This is a genomic window from Allobosea sp. GW821-FHT09G06 (assembly GCF_059416005.1).
This window is the reverse complement of record NZ_JBWKOI010000002.1, coordinates 207,485-222,675: the sequence shown is the minus strand read 5'-3', so window position 1 is coordinate 222,675 and position 15,191 is coordinate 207,485. Positions and strand designations below refer to the sequence as shown.

Annotated in this window: 12 protein-coding genes; 4 read left to right on the top strand and 8 right to left on the bottom strand. The window is 66.3% G+C overall.

Annotated elements, in window-relative coordinates:
- Positions 1-51: 51 nt before the first annotated feature.
- Complete coding sequence (locus tag AC07NY_RS11235) at positions 52-1,275, bottom strand: TIGR03862 family flavoprotein (protein WP_494583910.1); 1,224 nt, start codon at positions 1,273-1,275, stop codon at positions 52-54.
- A 218-nt stretch (positions 1,276-1,493) separates the two neighbouring features.
- Here AC07NY_RS11235 and AC07NY_RS11230 point away from each other — a divergent pair, with 218 nt between their 5' ends.
- Entirely contained in the window at positions 1,494-1,814 is a 321-nt protein-coding gene (locus AC07NY_RS11230) for a YnfA family protein (RefSeq protein ID WP_494583909.1), read from the top strand.
- 9 nt (positions 1,815-1,823) lie between these two features.
- Here AC07NY_RS11230 and AC07NY_RS11225 read toward each other — a convergent pair whose 3' ends face one another.
- The 7 genes from AC07NY_RS11225 to AC07NY_RS11195 form a co-directional block, all read right to left on the bottom strand.
- A complete protein-coding gene (locus AC07NY_RS11225; protein ID WP_494583908.1) occupies positions 1,824-3,551 on the bottom strand; it encodes a Na/Pi cotransporter family protein in 1,728 nt (575 codons plus the stop codon).
- Positions 3,552-3,712: 161 nt separating this feature from the next.
- Complete coding sequence (locus AC07NY_RS11220; RefSeq protein WP_494583907.1) at positions 3,713-4,780, bottom strand: ABC transporter ATP-binding protein; 1,068 nt, start codon at positions 4,778-4,780, stop codon at positions 3,713-3,715.
- A gap of 15 nt (positions 4,781-4,795) precedes the next feature.
- Positions 4,796-7,003: an ABC transporter permease gene (locus tag AC07NY_RS11215; RefSeq protein WP_494583906.1), complete on the bottom strand. Its 2,208-nt coding sequence runs from the start codon at positions 7,001-7,003 to the stop codon at positions 4,796-4,798.
- Between the two features lie 145 nt (positions 7,004-7,148).
- Complete coding sequence (locus AC07NY_RS11210) at positions 7,149-8,186, bottom strand: ABC transporter substrate-binding protein (protein ID WP_494583905.1); 1,038 nt, start codon at positions 8,184-8,186, stop codon at positions 7,149-7,151.
- Between the two features lie 91 nt (positions 8,187-8,277).
- Positions 8,278-9,060, bottom strand: coding sequence for an inositol monophosphatase family protein (locus AC07NY_RS11205; RefSeq protein ID WP_494583904.1), 783 nt, complete (start codon positions 9,058-9,060; stop codon positions 8,278-8,280).
- Positions 9,060-10,070 carry an inositol 2-dehydrogenase gene (gene iolG / locus AC07NY_RS11200; RefSeq protein ID WP_494583903.1) on the bottom strand — a complete coding sequence of 337 codons (1,011 nt, stop codon included), beginning with the start codon at positions 10,068-10,070 and terminating at the stop codon, positions 9,060-9,062. Before iolG ends, AC07NY_RS11205 begins: the two co-directional genes overlap by 1 nt.
- 61 nt (positions 10,071-10,131) lie before the next feature.
- Complete coding sequence (locus AC07NY_RS11195; protein WP_494583902.1) at positions 10,132-10,932, bottom strand: SDR family oxidoreductase; 801 nt, start codon at positions 10,930-10,932, stop codon at positions 10,132-10,134.
- A 452-nt stretch (positions 10,933-11,384) separates the two neighbouring features.
- On the opposite strand from AC07NY_RS11195, the gene AC07NY_RS11190 reads away from it, so the two are divergent.
- The 3 genes from AC07NY_RS11190 to AC07NY_RS11180 all read left to right on the top strand — a co-directional run bounded on the left by AC07NY_RS11190 (position 11,385) and on the right by AC07NY_RS11180 (position 15,184).
- Positions 11,385-13,172 (top strand): peptide ABC transporter substrate-binding protein, encoded by a 1,788-nt coding sequence (locus AC07NY_RS11190; protein WP_494583901.1) that lies wholly within the window; start codon positions 11,385-11,387, stop codon positions 13,170-13,172.
- A gap of 145 nt (positions 13,173-13,317) precedes the next feature.
- Positions 13,318-14,277, top strand: coding sequence for an ABC transporter permease (locus AC07NY_RS11185; RefSeq protein ID WP_494583900.1), 960 nt, complete (start codon positions 13,318-13,320; stop codon positions 14,275-14,277).
- Positions 14,243-15,184, top strand: a complete 942-nt coding sequence (locus tag AC07NY_RS11180) for an ABC transporter permease (protein WP_494583899.1) — start codon at positions 14,243-14,245, stop codon at positions 15,182-15,184. Before AC07NY_RS11185 ends, AC07NY_RS11180 begins: the two co-directional genes overlap by 35 nt.
- Positions 15,185-15,191: the final 7 nt, after the last annotated feature.

The window sequence follows — 15,191 nt, the reverse complement described above, 5'->3', positions numbered from 1 at the left end:
CGGCTGGCGGCAAGCGGCCTCATGCTTCGCAGACGATAGCCCGGCCGGTGATTAGGGCCGCGCCAGCCATGTTTCGATGCCAGCCGCAGCCGCGACGCCGGTGGCGAAACTCGCCTGCAGCAGATAGCCGCCGGTCGGCGCCTCCCAGTCGAGCATCTCGCCAGCCGCGAAGACGCCCGGCAGGCGCTTGAGCATCAAGCCTGCATCAACCTGATCGCGTGCGATGCCGCCAGCCGTCGAGATGGCGCGCGCGATCGGCATGGGAGCATCCAGCCGCAGCTTTGCCGCCTTGATCAACCCCGCGAGCGCCTCCGGTTCGTCGGGCAGGGCCGCCCCGGCCGCGTCCCGCAGCAGGGCGATCGCGACCGGGCCGAGGCCCGCCGCCTTGCGCAGGTGGTTGCTCAGCGTCTCGCCCTTGCGGCGTCTCGCGAGGCGGGCGGCAAGCTCCGGTGCCATGAGATCGGGCCGCAGGTCGATGCTGATCGCGGCAAAGCCATCGCGCTCGACCGCCTCGCGGATCGGCGCTGAGAGCGCGTAGATCGCCCCGCCTTCGATGCCGTCCTTGTCGATCATCGCCTCGCCGGCCGCCATTTCGTCTCCGCAGCGAATGACGATGCGTTTCAAGGGCTGACCAGCGAAGCGCTCCTTCATCTGCGGCGACCAGGCCACGGTGAAACCGCCATTGGCTGGTCGAAGCGGCGCAACCATGACGCCGCGCCCGGCCAGCAACGGCGCCCAGCCACCATCGGAGCCGAGCCGCGGCCAGCTTGCACCGCCGAGCGCCAGCAGCGTGGCATCCGGGCGGACCGTCTCGGCTTCGCCGCCAGCGAGGCGGAACGTCAGGGCGCCATCAGCGTCCCAGCCGGTCCAGAGCCGGCCTGCGGAAAGCTTCACGCCCAGCCCGTCGAGCCGGCCGAGCCAGGCGCGCAGCAGTGGCGACGCCTTCATCGCGCGGGGGAAGACGCGGCCGCTGGAGCCGACGAAAGTTTCGGCGCCAAGCCCATCGGCCCACTCCCGAAGTGCCTGCGGAGGGAAAGCGCGCAGGGTCGGCTCCAGCCAATCGCCCGCTTCGCGATAGCGGCCGAGGAAGGCGTCGAACGACTCGGAATGCGTGAGGTTGAGGCCGCCGCGGCCAGCGAGCAGGAACTTGCGGGCTGGCGAGGCCATGCGCTCGTAGACCGTCACGCGATACCCTGCGCCGGCCAGCCGCTCGGCGGCGATCAAGCCTGCGGGGCCTGCGCCGATGATGGCGATATTGCGTATCGGCTTTTCCACCGCAGCCCTGTTCTCAATCTCGGCGCGTCATCCCGGACGCAGCGAAGCGCAGACGCGGGATCCATGCCTGAAGCTCTCCCGGAGATGTTCCGGCATGGATCCCGGATCGGCGCCGCTGACGCGGCTTGTCCGAGATGACGGCGTGTTTCCGTTCGAAGACCTACCGCTTTAGACTGGCACCTTCGCCTCGAAAAGCCCTGCAACGGACTCCGACTTCCATGCCGACCATCGCCGCCTATATCGGCGCCGCGCTCTTTGAGATCGCCGGCTGCTTCGCCTTCTGGGGCTGGCTCCGGCTGAGCAAGCCGATCTGGTGGCTGCTGCCGGGGCTGGTCTCGCTCGGGCTCTTCGCCTGGCTGCTGACGCTGGTCGAGAGTGCCGCGGCCGGGCGCGCCTTCGCCGCCTATGGCGGGGTCTATATCGCCGCCTCGCTCGGCTGGCTCTGGGCTGTCGAGGGCATCCGGCCCGATCGCTGGGACCTGACCGGGGGCGCCATCTGCCTCGCCGGCGCCGCGATCATCCTGGCGGCGCCGCGCTGAAGGCCGGGATCACCCGCCCGAATGGGCCGCGGGGATGAGCACGGTCGGCATCTCGCGCTGCTCGGCCGCAGCCTTGGTCTCGCGCAGGCGGCTCTCGCGCAATTCGTTGGCGGTCTCCAGGATCGGGTAGGCGATCGAGACGATATGGCCGTGGATGCGCTTCAAGTCGCGGATGATGTCGAGATGGATCGCGCTGGTCTCAATCGATTCCGGCCGGCCCGAGCGCAGGCGCTGGAAATGGCTGTCGGTGGCGCGCCGCTCGGCATCGCGCATCGCCGCCTTGTCGGCGAAGAGCTGGCGGGCGAGCACCAGATCGCGCGTCGCGAAGACGTTGAGCGCCAGCGCCAGCGCCGAAGCGACGCGGTGATGGAAGTCGCGGATCTCGGCCAGCCCCTCCGGCGAGAAGGAGAAGCGCTTGCGGATCTTCTTCTCGGCGAGCTCGCGCAGGTTCTTGTCGATGATGTCGCCGATATGCTCGAGATTGGTGATCAGGGTGATGATCTCGAACAGGCGCCGGCTCTCCTCCTCGGAGAGCTCGTTGCGGGAGACCTTGACCAGATAGAGCTTGATCGACTCGTGGATCGTGTCGACGCCGTCATCGGCCTGGGCGATGGCGCGCGAGAGCTTGAGCTCGTCCTTCTCCAGCAGCGTCATCGTATCGCGCAGCATGCCTTCGACGCGGTCGCCAAGGCGCAGCGCCTCGCGCATCGCGCCCGCCAGCGCCTCGGTCGGGCTGTCGAGCGCGTTGGGGTCGAGATAGCGCGGCGTCACGGCCTCCGCCTTCTCGTCCTTGCCGGGCATGAAGCGCTCGACCAGCGCCGAGACTGGCCCGACGAAAGGCAGGAAGACCAGCGCGCCGACGACGTTCAGCAGGACGTGGAATTCGATGGCGAGCCGCGCATCCGCCGAGGGCAGGCTGACGAGCCAAGCCGAAAGCGGGCCGACGAAGGGCAGCACGGCCAATGCCAGGATCACGCGCGTCGCCAGATTGCCGACGGCGGCGCGGCGCTGGGCGGCGGGCGCGCCAAGCTGATCGAGCACCGGGATCAGCGCATTGCCGAGATTGGCGCCGATGACCAGCGTCAGCGCCGTCGCCGGCGGGAACAGGCCCGACGCCGCGAAGGTCGCGACGAGCAGGATGATCGCGATCGAGGAATGCACGATCCAGGTCGCGGCGATCGCGGCGAGGATGCCGAGCAGCGGCTCGGAGCCCATGGCGGCAAGGACGACGCGGAAGGTCGGCGATTGCGCCAGCGGGGCGGCGGCGGTGTTGAGCTCGATCAGCGAGAGCAGGATCAGGCCGATGCCGACCAGCACGCGGCCGATATTGCGCGGGCGCTCCATCGCCTCGCTGGAGAGATACATGGCGACGCCGACCGCGACGCAGAGCCCCCAGAGCCAGCCCAGATCCATCGAGATGACGAAGGCCGCGAGCGAGGTGCCGAGATTGGCGCCGAGCAGGACGGCGAGCGCCATGGCCGGCACGATCAGCGCCTGACCGGCGAAGGAGGAGACCAGCAGCGTCGTCGCCGTCGAGCTCTGCAGCACCATGGTCACGGCGACGCCGCTGCCGAAGGCGGCGAAGCGATTGCGCGTGAAACTCTGCAGCGCCTGCCGGAGCTGGGAGCCGAAGGCGCGCATCGCGCCGGTTCGCACCAGCCTGACAGCCCAGATCAGCAGCGCGACGCCGCCGACAAGGTGGATCAGGATGGTGGTTGCGCTCTCGCCCGTGGCCATTTTCGTGCGGTCTTTCCCCGATTCAGGTGACGATTGTCAGCTGAATCTATCAATTTTTGATTAGCCAACTCAACAGAAATATACACCGAAAGTGCTGAGAATACGGCAGCCGCTGCCGCATTCTCAGCCTGCGAGCATCGAAGTTCAGCTTCCGGCGTCGCTCAGGTCGGCGGAATCAGCGTCACGCCGGATTTCGCGAAGGAAACCGAGACCGCAGTGCCCGGCTCCAACATCTCGCGCCCGCCATACTGGACCACGAAGAGCTCGCCCACTTCGGTCTCGACCATGATGTCCAGGTGATTGCCGAGATAGGCGCATTTGCGGATCGTGCCGGGCAGCGAGCCGCCCTGGCCGGGATCGCCGAGCAGCAACGCCTCCGGGCGAATCGCGACCTTGGCAGGGCCGACGCCGAGCCCACGCGCCGGCAGGCTGACCGTCGCCGAGCCGATCGCGACATCGGCACGGCCATCCGCCACCGCCTTCACGGTGACGTCGACCAGATTGGCGTCGCCGATGAAATCGGCGACGAAGGCGTTCGAGGGCTGCTCGTAGAGGTCGCGCGGCGCGCCTTCCTGCGCGATCCGGGCGTTCGACATCACGATGATGCGGTCGGAAACGGCGAGCGCCTCTTCCTGGTCATGCGTGACATAGGCCACGGTCAGGTTGAGGTCCTGCTGCAATTCGCGGATTTCCTCGCGGACGCGGCGGCGCAGCTTGGCGTCGAGATTGGAGAGCGGCTCGTCGAAGAGCAGCACCTGCGGCTCCAGCACGAGCGCGCGGGCGACCGCGACGCGCTGCTGCTGGCCGCCCGAAAGCTCGGACGGGTAGCGGTTCTCGAAGCCCTTGAGGCCGACCAGCGCAAGCTTCTCCAGCGCCATCTGCTTCGCTTCGTCCTTGCCGAGCCCCTTCACGGTCGGGCCATAGGCGGCGTTGTCGAGCACGCTCATATGCGGGAAGAGCGCGTAGGACTGGAACACCATCGAGACGTCGCGGTCGGCGGCCGAGAGCTTGGTGACGTCCTTGCCGCCGATCAGGATCTGGCCGTCGCTGGCGATCTCGAGGCCCGCGATCATGCGCAAGGTCGTGGTCTTGCCGCAGCCGGACGGGCCGAGCAGGGTCACGAGCTTGCCGGCCTCGATGGTGAAGTTGATGTTGTCGACCGCCGTCACCGCGCCATAGCGCATGGAGACGTTGCGGAATTCGACGGAAGCGGGTCCGGCCTTGGCCATCTCTGTCTCTTGTCCTTATCCGATAGCGGGGGCAGGCGCCGGTGCGGCGACGGTGGCGGTGCGGGCACGCCGGCCGAGCTTGCGCTCGCCGACGGTGAACTGGATGAGCGCGATGCCGAGCGCCATGAAGACGATCAGAACCGAGGAATAGGCGATGGCGAGGCCGAACTCGCCCGCCTCGACGCGGCCGACGATATAGGCGGTGGCGAGGTTGTACTCGGCCGAGACCAGGAAGATCACCGCGCTGACCGCCGTCATCGAGCGCACGAAGGAATAGACCAGCGCCGAGACCAGGGCGGGCTTGAGCAGCGGCAGCACCACGCGCCAGAGCGTGGTGAAGCTGCGGGCGCGCAGCGTGGTCGAGGCCTCGTCCAGGCTCTTGTCGATCTGCGACAGGCCGGCGATGCCCGAGCGTACGCCGACCGGCATGTTGCGGAAGACGAAGGCGATGACGAGGATCAGGCCCGTGCCGGTGATCTCGACCGGCGGCACGTTGAAGGCGAGGATATAGGCGACGCCGAGCACCGTGCCGGGAATGGCGAAGGAGAGCATCGTCGCGAATTCCAGCCCGCCCCGGCCGCTGAAGCGCTGGCGCGTCAGCAGATAAGCGGTGAGCAGGCCGATCACCGCCGTCAGCGGCGCCGAGATCGCGGCGACCTTCACCGTCGTGAAGAAGGACGACCAGGCCGAGCCCTGGAAATAGATGCCGTTGCTGAAATCGATGGCGAAGCCGGTGATATAGTGCTGGAGCGTCGGCGTGAAGTCGCGGCCCATGTTGCGGACGAAGCCGCCGACCAGGATGACGATGTAGATCACCAGCGTCAGCGCGACCCAGGGCACGATCACCGCGGCCGAAAGCCAGGTGATGCGGCGCGGCAATGGTGTCGGCAGGCCGGCGTCACCCTTGCCGGTGACCGTCGTGTAGGATTTGCCACCGAGCCAGCGCTGCTGCACCCAGAAGGCGCCGAGCGTGAAGCCGAGCAGCACGATGGCGAGCACCGCCGCCTGCCCCTGATTGTAGGACGCGCCGACGACCGCAAAGAAGATCTTGGTCGATAGCACCTCGAAATTGCCGCCGAGCACCAACGGATTGCCGAAATCGGCCATGCTCTCGACGAAGCCGAGCAGGAAGGCATTGGCGATGCCGGGCTTGAGCAGCGGCCAGGTCACGGTGCGGAAGGTCTGCCAGCGCTTGGCGCCGAGCGTCTGCGAAGCCTCTTCGAGGCTCGGCGAAATGCCCTGCACGACACCGATCAGGACGAGGAAGGCGATCGGCGCGAAGGCGAGAACCTGCGCCAGCAGGACGCCCGGCAGGCCGTAGAGCCAGCGCGAGCGCGGGATGTCGAACCACTCGTAGAGCAGGGTCGAGACGGCGCCGGCGCGGCCGAAGAGCAGGATCAGGGCCAGACCGATGACGAAGGGCGGGGTGATGATCGGCAGCACCGTCAGCGCCCGCATGATGCGCTTGCCGGGCATGCCGGTGCGCAGGATCAGCAGCGCGCAGGCGAGGCCCAGCAGCGTGGTGATGACGCCACAGAGCACGGCGAGGATCAGCGTGTTCCAGGCGACACCGCAATTGGTGTTGTTGGTGACGCAGCCCAGCCCCCAGATCGAGGAGTCGAGGAAGCGCTCGACGAAGGCCGCCGGCGCGAAGGCGCCGTTCTGGTCGACCAGCGCGCTCTTCAGGATGATCGCGACCGGGAAGAAGATGAAGATGCCGATCAGCAGGACGACGAGGCCGATCGTCGAGGTCGTGAAGAGATCGCCGCGGCAGACGCCGCGATAGGCAAGGCCGTGGCAGAGCAGGAAGAGCAGCGACAGCAGCGTCAGGAAGGCGCCACCGCCGATGCCGCGCTGGGAGGCTCCCGCGCCGCCGAGCAGGGCGGCGAGCCAGGAGATGCCCTGGTCCTTCAGCACGATCGAGAAGGCCTGGGCGAAGAACAGGGCCATGCCGAGCAGGCCGGCCCAGACCAGCACGCGCGCCGTGCGCTGGCGATCGCCACTGCCCCAGAAGATCGTCACGGCCGCGAGCGCGATGCCGACCGGCAGCAGCCAGGATGTCTGGCCGGACAGGGAAAGCGCCAGCGCGCTGCCCGCCTTGCCGAACGGGTATTCGGCAAGCCAGGCCCAGTTCGTCAGGCTCATGCCCTCGACGAGATACCAGGGCATCAGCGCATAGCCGAGCCAGCCGATCAGCAGCACGAGTCTCGTCGCTGGCGCCATGGTTGCCCTGTTCCCTTGCCCTGATACGGCCGACCGTTGTCCCGGTTCTGAAGGCCGCCAAACGTGTTTGGTGATGAAACCGCCGGGTCATCCCGGGCTCAGCCCGGGATGACGGTGCTTGTTGAGGAGAAAAGCCGGAAGCTGCTTACTTCGGCAGCGCCTTGACTTCCTTGTCCCACTTGGCGAGCAGGCGGGTGCGCTCGGCCGAGGAGCCGTATTTCACGAAGTCGTAGTTGATCAGCTTCATCTGATCCATCTTCGGCGACTGCGCCGGCACCGGCGAGGCCTTGTTGGACGGAACCTGATAGGACTTCGCGGGAGCGGCGAGCGCCTGCGCGGCCGGAGTCAGGGCCCAGTCGTAGAACTTCTTGGCGTTCTCCAGATTGCGCGCGCCCTTGACGATCGACATCGAGCCGATCTCGTAGCCCGTGCCCTCGCAGGGCGCGACCGGCTTGATCGGGTCGCCCTGCACGGCGAAGACCACCGCGTCATGGATGAAGACGATGCCGACGGCTGTCTCGCCGAGGCTCGCGGCCTTGGCCGGGGCGGCGCCCGACTTGGTGTACTGGCTGACGTTCTTGTGGAGCTGCTTCAGGTACTCGAAGCCCTTGTCCTCGCCCATGAGCTGGATGACCGTCGCCAGCAGGTTATAGGCCGTGCCCGAGGAGTTGGGATCGGCGACCTGCACGTCGTCCTTCAGCTTGGCATTGAGCAGGTCGGCCCAGCATTTCGGCTCGGGGATGCCCTTGGACTTGATCTGCTCGGTGTTGAAGCCGAAGCCGAGCGCGCCGGCATAGATGCCGACCGAACGCTGCTTGGCCGCCTTCCACTGGTCGAGCGCCCAGCCGTGCAATTCCTTGTTCTTCGGCGATTCATATTCGAGGGTGAGCCCCTCTTCCGCCGCCTGCAGGTGCGGATCGCCCGTGCCGCCCCACCAGACGTCGCCGCGCGGATTGGAGGACTCGGCCTTGAGCTGGGCATAGATCTCGCCCGCCGACTTGCGGGTCATCGCGACCTTGACGCCGGTCTCCTTCTCGAAGGCCGTCGACATGGCACGGCACCATTCTTCCTGGACACCGCAATACATGACGAGCGAGCCCTGGGCCCGGGCCGGGGTGGCGGCGAAGGCCGCTGTCGCGAGCGCGGCGAAAAGCCCCGCCTTGAGCCATGATTTCGTCTGCATGTGAACCTCCCTGTTCGGATCTTTCGTTTCTTGTCGCTTAAGACGAAGCTGAGATGAATTTTGTCGAAAGATCAATGAAATATGACGTCGGCTAAGTGATTCCAGTGATCTCCCGCAGCGGCGCCGCGAGCGCGGGCGTGCAGCACAGGATGGGGTTGCCCTTTGCGATCCCCTCGCCGGCAAAGAAGTCGTTGATCTCGGCTCCCGCCTCGCTGGCGATGACGATGCCGGCAGCAACGTCCCAAGCGTTGATATGCAGCTCGGCATAGGCATCGCTTGAGCCATTAGCGACATGGCAGAGGCCGAGCGTGCCCGAGCCGCCGCGCTTCATCGCCGCCCCGGCGGCATAGTTGCGCTCGATCACCTTGACGTAGTTCTGCGCGGGGATGCGGGTCGACCAGCCGAGCTCGACCGAGGCGCGGCCGATATCGGTCGCGCCGGATACCTTGATCGGGTCGCCGTTCAGGGTCGCCCCGGCGCCGCGCCGCGCGGCATAGACCTCGCCCAGGGCCGGCGCAGCCACGACGCCGATCTCGGGCTTGCGGTTCGCGAGGAAGCCGATGGAGATGCACCAGTTGCGGTCGCCATGGGCGAAATTCGCGGTGCCGTCGATGGGATCGAGAATCCAGACCGCATCGGAGGCCTGTCCGCCCCCCTCCTCGCCGATGACCGTATCTTCAGGGAAAAGCTCCGAAAGGCGGCGGCGCAGGAAATCCTCGACCTTGCCGTCGGCGACGGTCAGCCAGTCCTGCGCACCCTTCATGGTGATGCCGAGCGACTCGCGCTTGTTGAAATAGCCGAGCGCCAGATGGCCCGCCTCGGCCGCGAGGCCAAGCGCCGCATAATAGCGCAGGTCGCGCTCGGCCGGCGTCATCACTTGGCTCCCAGATCGACGCGGACGGGCTTGCCGGTCTGCGCGGATTCGGTCGCGGCATCGGCGAGAATCTGCGCCTTCAGGCCATCGAGCCCGGTCGGCGAGGCCACGGCCTTGCCGTTGCAGGCCGCGATGAAGGCGTCGAGCTCGGCGCGATAAGCCGCGGCATAGCGCTCCAGGAAGAAATTCTGCACGGGATCGGCGCGGAAGCCCTGCCCCGTCGCGATCTCCACCGTGGTCTCGTGGATATTGCCGGCGCGCAGCATGCCCTTCGAGCCGTGGACCTCGATGCGCTGGTCATAGCCATAGGTGGCGCGGCGCGAATTCGAGATCTGGGCGATCCGGCCCGAAGCGGTCTTCATGACCACGGCGGCGGTATCGACATCGCCGGCCTCGCCGATCGCCTTGTCGACAAGGGCGGAGCCGAGCGCGAAGACCTCGACCGGCTCCTCGGCCAGGAGGAAGCGCGCCATGTCGAAATCATGGATCATCATGTCGCGGAAGAGGCCGCCCGAGCGCTTGACGTAATCGACCGGCGGCGGCGAGGGATCGCGCGAGATCACCGTGACGATCTCGATGGCGCCAGCCTCGCCCGCGCGCAGACGCTTCTCCAGGCCTGAGAAATTCGGGTCGAAGCGGCGGTTGAAGCCGATCATCAGCGGCTTGCCGGACTTCTCAACCGTCGCGAGGCAGCGGCGGATGCGGGCCGCGTCGAGATCGACCGGCTTCTCGCAGAACACAGCCTTGCCGGCGGAAACCGCCTGCTCGATCAGGTCGGCATGGGTGTCGGTCGGCGTGCAGATCAGCACGGCGTCGATGGCAGCGTCAGCAAGGATCGCCTCGGCGCTCGTGGCCTTGGCGCCAGAGGCAGCTGCGAGCGAGGCGGCGGCTTCCGGCATCGCGTCGGTGACGGCGACCAACTCGGCATCGCCGCGCGCGGCGACGTTCAACCCGTGGATGCGCCCGATGCGGCCGGCGCCCAGCAATCCGATCTTCATGGCCTTCGTCATTCCCGTGGTCGCGTCTCGTCAGGCAGTCTTGCGGCGCCAGCGCCGCGGTGGAAATCCGGCGCTAGTCGTGCGCGCCCAGAATCGTCTGGTCGAAATCGATATTGGAGCCGGTCATCAGCCCCGATTCGGCCGAGGCGAGATAGGCGACGGCCTTGGCGACCTCGCGCGGATCGATCAGGCGGCCGAAGGGCTGGGAGGCATTGGCCTCATCAAGCCAGCCGTCCTTGGCATCATGACGCAGCTTCATGATCGCATCCTCGCCCGGCGTCGCCATCCAGCCGATATTGAGCCCGTTGACGCGGATGCGATGCTTCAGCAGCCCATAGGCCGCATTCTTCGTCAGCGCAGCCAAAGCCGCCTTCGAGACGCTGTAGGCGGAGAGGAAGGGCTGGCCGCCATGGGCCGACATCGACTGGATGTTGACGACGGCGCCCGGAATATCCTGACGACGCATCAGGTCAGCAGCATCCTGGATCAGGAAGAAGGGCGCGCGCAGATTCACCGCCATGATGCGCTCGTAGAGCGCGGGCGACGTGTCGAAGATGGTGCCGCGATCGGTGTCGCCGGCCGCGTTCACGAGGATATCGAGATGCCCGAAGGCCTTCTCGGCCGCCGGTACCACCTGCCTGACGGCATCGAGATCGGCGAGATCGACCTGATGGAAGCGGGCATCGCAGCCGGCTTCCCGCAGGCTTTCCGCCACAGCCTCGCCACGCTGCGCATTGCGCCCGGTGAGCAGGAGACCGCGCGCGCCACGGTCGGCGAACTCGCGGGCGATCGCCTCGCCCAACCCCTGGCTGCCGCCGGTAACGATAGCAACCTTGCCGTGAAGATCACGGCCGAACGAACCGACTTGCGACAACGACCCGCCTCCCGAAGCGAATGGCAGGAATTTTTCGAGCTCCCGCTAGTTGGAATAAACATTCCATTTCTGGCACGCATGAGTCAAGACGAGCCGACCGGCACACCGGCGAACTATGACCGCCGTCCCACAGGCACCGCGTCTGCGCGAGCAGCCGGATGGGGCATGACGATGACAACGCCGCACGCAGACGACACGGAGCGAACCGTTCTCAACGAAAAGAAAACTGTCGTCTTCAGCGGCCAGCCGACATAAAATTGTGATACCGCCGATTAAACCAGCACATTCATGCAAATGACCCTATTCCGAGCAGCCCTGTATCGCGGCAGACGCGCATCTGCCCTGCGCTGCACAGTTGACGCTTTCGTTGGCACATGCCTTGCTGGGTCCATCAACGAGAACACGGCGCGAAGGCGCCGGGGATTAATTTGTTTTGAAGGTGGAGGCTTTTGATGATTGAGCAGGAAATCCGCGGCCTGGTCGCGGATGTGAAGGAAGGCACGCTGTCGCGACGCTCCTTCATGCAGAGAATGGCGGCTGTCGGCATCGCCGCGCCGCTGGCAACCCAGATCCTGATCTGGAACGACGTCGCGATGGCGAATGCCACGCTGCAATACAAGCCGACCAAGGCCGGTGGCGGTGGTCCGCTGAAGATCCTGCTCTGGCAGGCTCCGACGCTGCTCAACCCGCATTTCGCCTCGGGCACCAAGGACCAGATCGCCTCGCGCATCTTCTACGAGCCGCTCGCCGGCTGGGACAAGGAAGGCAACCTGATCCCCTGCCTCGCGGCCGAGGTTCCCAGCAAGGCCAATGGCGGTCTCTCGGCCGATGGCCTGAGCGTCACCTGGAAGCTGAAGCAGAACGTGAAATGGCATGACGGCAAGCCGCTGACTGCCGACGACGTCGTTTTCACCTGGGAATATGCCAAGGACCCGGCGACCGCCGCCTATACCACCGGCTCCTACAAGGACATCAAGGTCGAGAAGGTCGACACCCACACCGTCAAGGTGATCTTCCAGCAGCCGACGCCGTTCTGGGCCGACCCCTTCGTCGGCACCGTTGGCCAGATCCTGCCGAAGCACCGGTTCGGCGAGTATGTCGGCGCCAAGTCCCGCGAAGCCCCGGACAACCTCAAGCCCGTCGGCACCGGCCCCTACAAGTTCGTCGACTTCAAGCCGGGCGACGTCCTCACCGGCGAGCGTTTCGCCGACTACCACATCCAGAACCAGCCGCATTTCGACACGATCGAGGTCAAGGGCGGCGGTGACGCGGTCTCTGCGGCGCGCGCCGTGCTCCAGACCGGCGAATACGACTATGCCTGGAACCTGCAGGTCGAGGACGAAGTCCTCAAGCGCATGGAGACCGGCGGTCGCGGCAAGATCAGCGCCGTGGCTTCGGGCGATATCGAGTTCATCATCCTGAACACGACCGATCCGTGGACCGAAGTCGACGGCGAGCGCTCGAGCGTCAAGACCAAGCACCCGTCCCTGTCGGACCCCAAGGTCCGCGAGGCGATCAACCTGCTGATCGACCGCGACTCGGTCCAGAAGTTCATCTATGGCCGCGGCGGCACCGCGACGGCGAGCTTCGTCAACGAGCCCAAGCAGTTCAAGTCGAGCAAGCTCAAGTACGAGTTCAACATCGACAAGGCCAACAAGATCCTCGACGACGCCGGCTGGAAGAAGGGCTCCGACGGCATCCGCGAAAAGGACGGCAAGAAGCTCAAATACGTCTACCAGACCTCGATCAACGCCCCGCGCCAGAAGACTCAGGCCATCATCAAGCAGGCCGCCCAGCGCGCCGGCATCGATCTTGAGCTGAAGTCGGTCACGGCCTCGGTGTTCTTCTCGTCGGACGTCGCCAACCCCGACACCTACACCAAGCTGTATGTCGACATGGAGATGTACACCACGACGCAGCCGCAGCCCGATCCGGAGCGCTTCCTCAACCAGTTCGTCTCCTGGGAGATCGCCAACAAGGAGAACAAGTGGCTGGGTCGCAACGTCTCGCGCTACTCGGACCCGGCTGCCGACGAGGCCTACAAGGCCGCGCAGAAGGAGCTCGATCCGGCCAAGCGCGCCGCGCTGCTGATCAAGGTCAACGAGATCTTCTGCGAGGCCAACGTCATCCTGCCGATCCTGTCGCGCACCCGCGTCGCGGCGTCGCTGAACAACCTCTCGCACGATCACTCGGGCTGGGACGTCGACAGCTGGAACATCGCGGCCTGGTATCGTAGCTAAGCCCGATCGTCCGTCACCGCGGCTCACGCCACGGTGACGGAAGACAAACGCGCCGGCCCGCCCCCGCGGCTTCCTCAGCCACAGGGGCGGGCCGGCCGTCATCAACATCGGTTCGCGGCTCGGCCGTGCGTACAGAGACTATTTCATGGCGACATATCTCATCAGGCGGTTATTGATCGCCATTCCAAGTCTGCTCGGCATCAGCGTGATCCTGTTCACGATCCTGGCCTTGGCGCCGGGCGATCCGTTCTCGGAAATGGCGACGAATCCGAACGTTCCGCCTGAGGTCCGCGAGGCCCTGCGCGCCAGCTTCGGCCTCAACGATCCGGTCATGGTGCGCTACCTGCGCTGGCTGTCGAACATGGCGCGGGGCGACTGGGGCTTCTCCTTCGCCAGCCGCATCAATGTCGACGACCTGATCCTGCAGCGCCTGCCCACCACGCTGTTCGTGGTCGGCTCGTCGCAGATCCTGGCGCTCAGCGTCGCGCTGCCCGTCGGCATCTACGCCGCGACCCGGCCCTATTCGATCTTCGACCAGATCGCCAACACGCTCGCCTTCGTCGGCTTCTCCCTGCCGACCTTCTTCACCGGCCTGCTCTTCATCCTGGTCTTCTCGGTCACGCTCGACTGGTTCCCCTTCGTCTACCGCTCCGACATCGCAGCCACCGGCTGGCGCTGGTACTGGGAGATGTTCCGGCAGGCGATCATGCCGATCACCGTGCTCGGCCTGTTCCAGGCAGCCTCCTATACGCGCTATGTCCGCTCGGCCGTGCTCGACGTCATCCGGCTCGACTACGTCACGACGGCGCGCGCCAAGGGCTTGAGCGAGAAGCGGGTCACGCTGCGGCACATCACGCGCAACGCGCTGATCCCGGTCGTGACGCTGGTCGCGCTGCAGATGCCGGCCGTGTTCGGCGGCGCTCTCGTCACCGAGCAGATCTTTCGCGTCCCCGGCATCGGATCGCTCCTGATCGACGCGATCCTGGCCAACGACACGCCGGTGATCATGGCCGTGACGTTCGTCTTCTCCTGCCTGGTCGTTCTCTTCAACCTCATCGCGGATGTTCTTTATGGCTGGCTCGACCCTCGCATCTCCTTCAGCTGATCCGGCTGCGGGCGCTGCCGTGAGCCAGGTTTCGGTTTCGCCCGGTCGTGAGACCTGGCGCCGCTTCCGCCGCCACCGCCTGGCCATGGCGAGCACCGTGGTGCTCGGCCTGCTGGTGCTGGGCGTCATCGTCGGCCCCTGGCTGTGGCCGGTGGCGATCAACGAAATCGACTTCTCGGCACAGCTCCAGGGCCCCTCCTGGTCGCATCCGCTGGGAACCGACGACCTCGGCCAGGATATCCTGGCGCGCATGATGTATGGCGGGCGCATCTCGCTCGCCGTCGGCCTCGCGGCGATGGTGGTGGCGACGATCGTCGGCGTCCTCATCGGCGCGCTGGCGGGCATGTCGCGCAAATATGCCGACCCGATCCTGATGTGGGTGACGGACCTGTTCCTGTCGCTGCCGCAGCTGCCGCTGCTGCTGCTGATCATCTACCTGTTCCGCGAGCAGCTGAAGGCCGTGTTCGGCGTCGAGGGCGGCGTCTTCGTGCTGATCGTCATCGTCATCGGCGGCCTGCGCTGGATGCCGGTCGCCCGCCTGGTCCGCGCACAGTTCCTGTCGCTGCGCGAGAAGGAGTTCGTCGAGGCCGCCCGCGCCCAGGGCGCGACCAAGATGCGCCAGATGTTCCGGCATATCCTGCCGAACGCGCTCGGCCCCGTCATCGTCGCCTCGACGATCGAGGTGTCCTCGGCGATCATCGCCGAATCGACGCTCTCCTTCCTCGGCCTCGGCTTCCCGCCGGATATCCCGACCTGGGGGCGCCTGCTGTTCGACGCCAAGGACCAGCTCGACACCGCGCCGCACTGGGCCCTGTTCCCGGGCGCCGCGATCTTCCTGACTGTGCTTTCGATCAACTTCATCGGCGACGGCCTGCGCGATGCGCTCGACCCGCGTCGCGTCATCTGATCCAGGG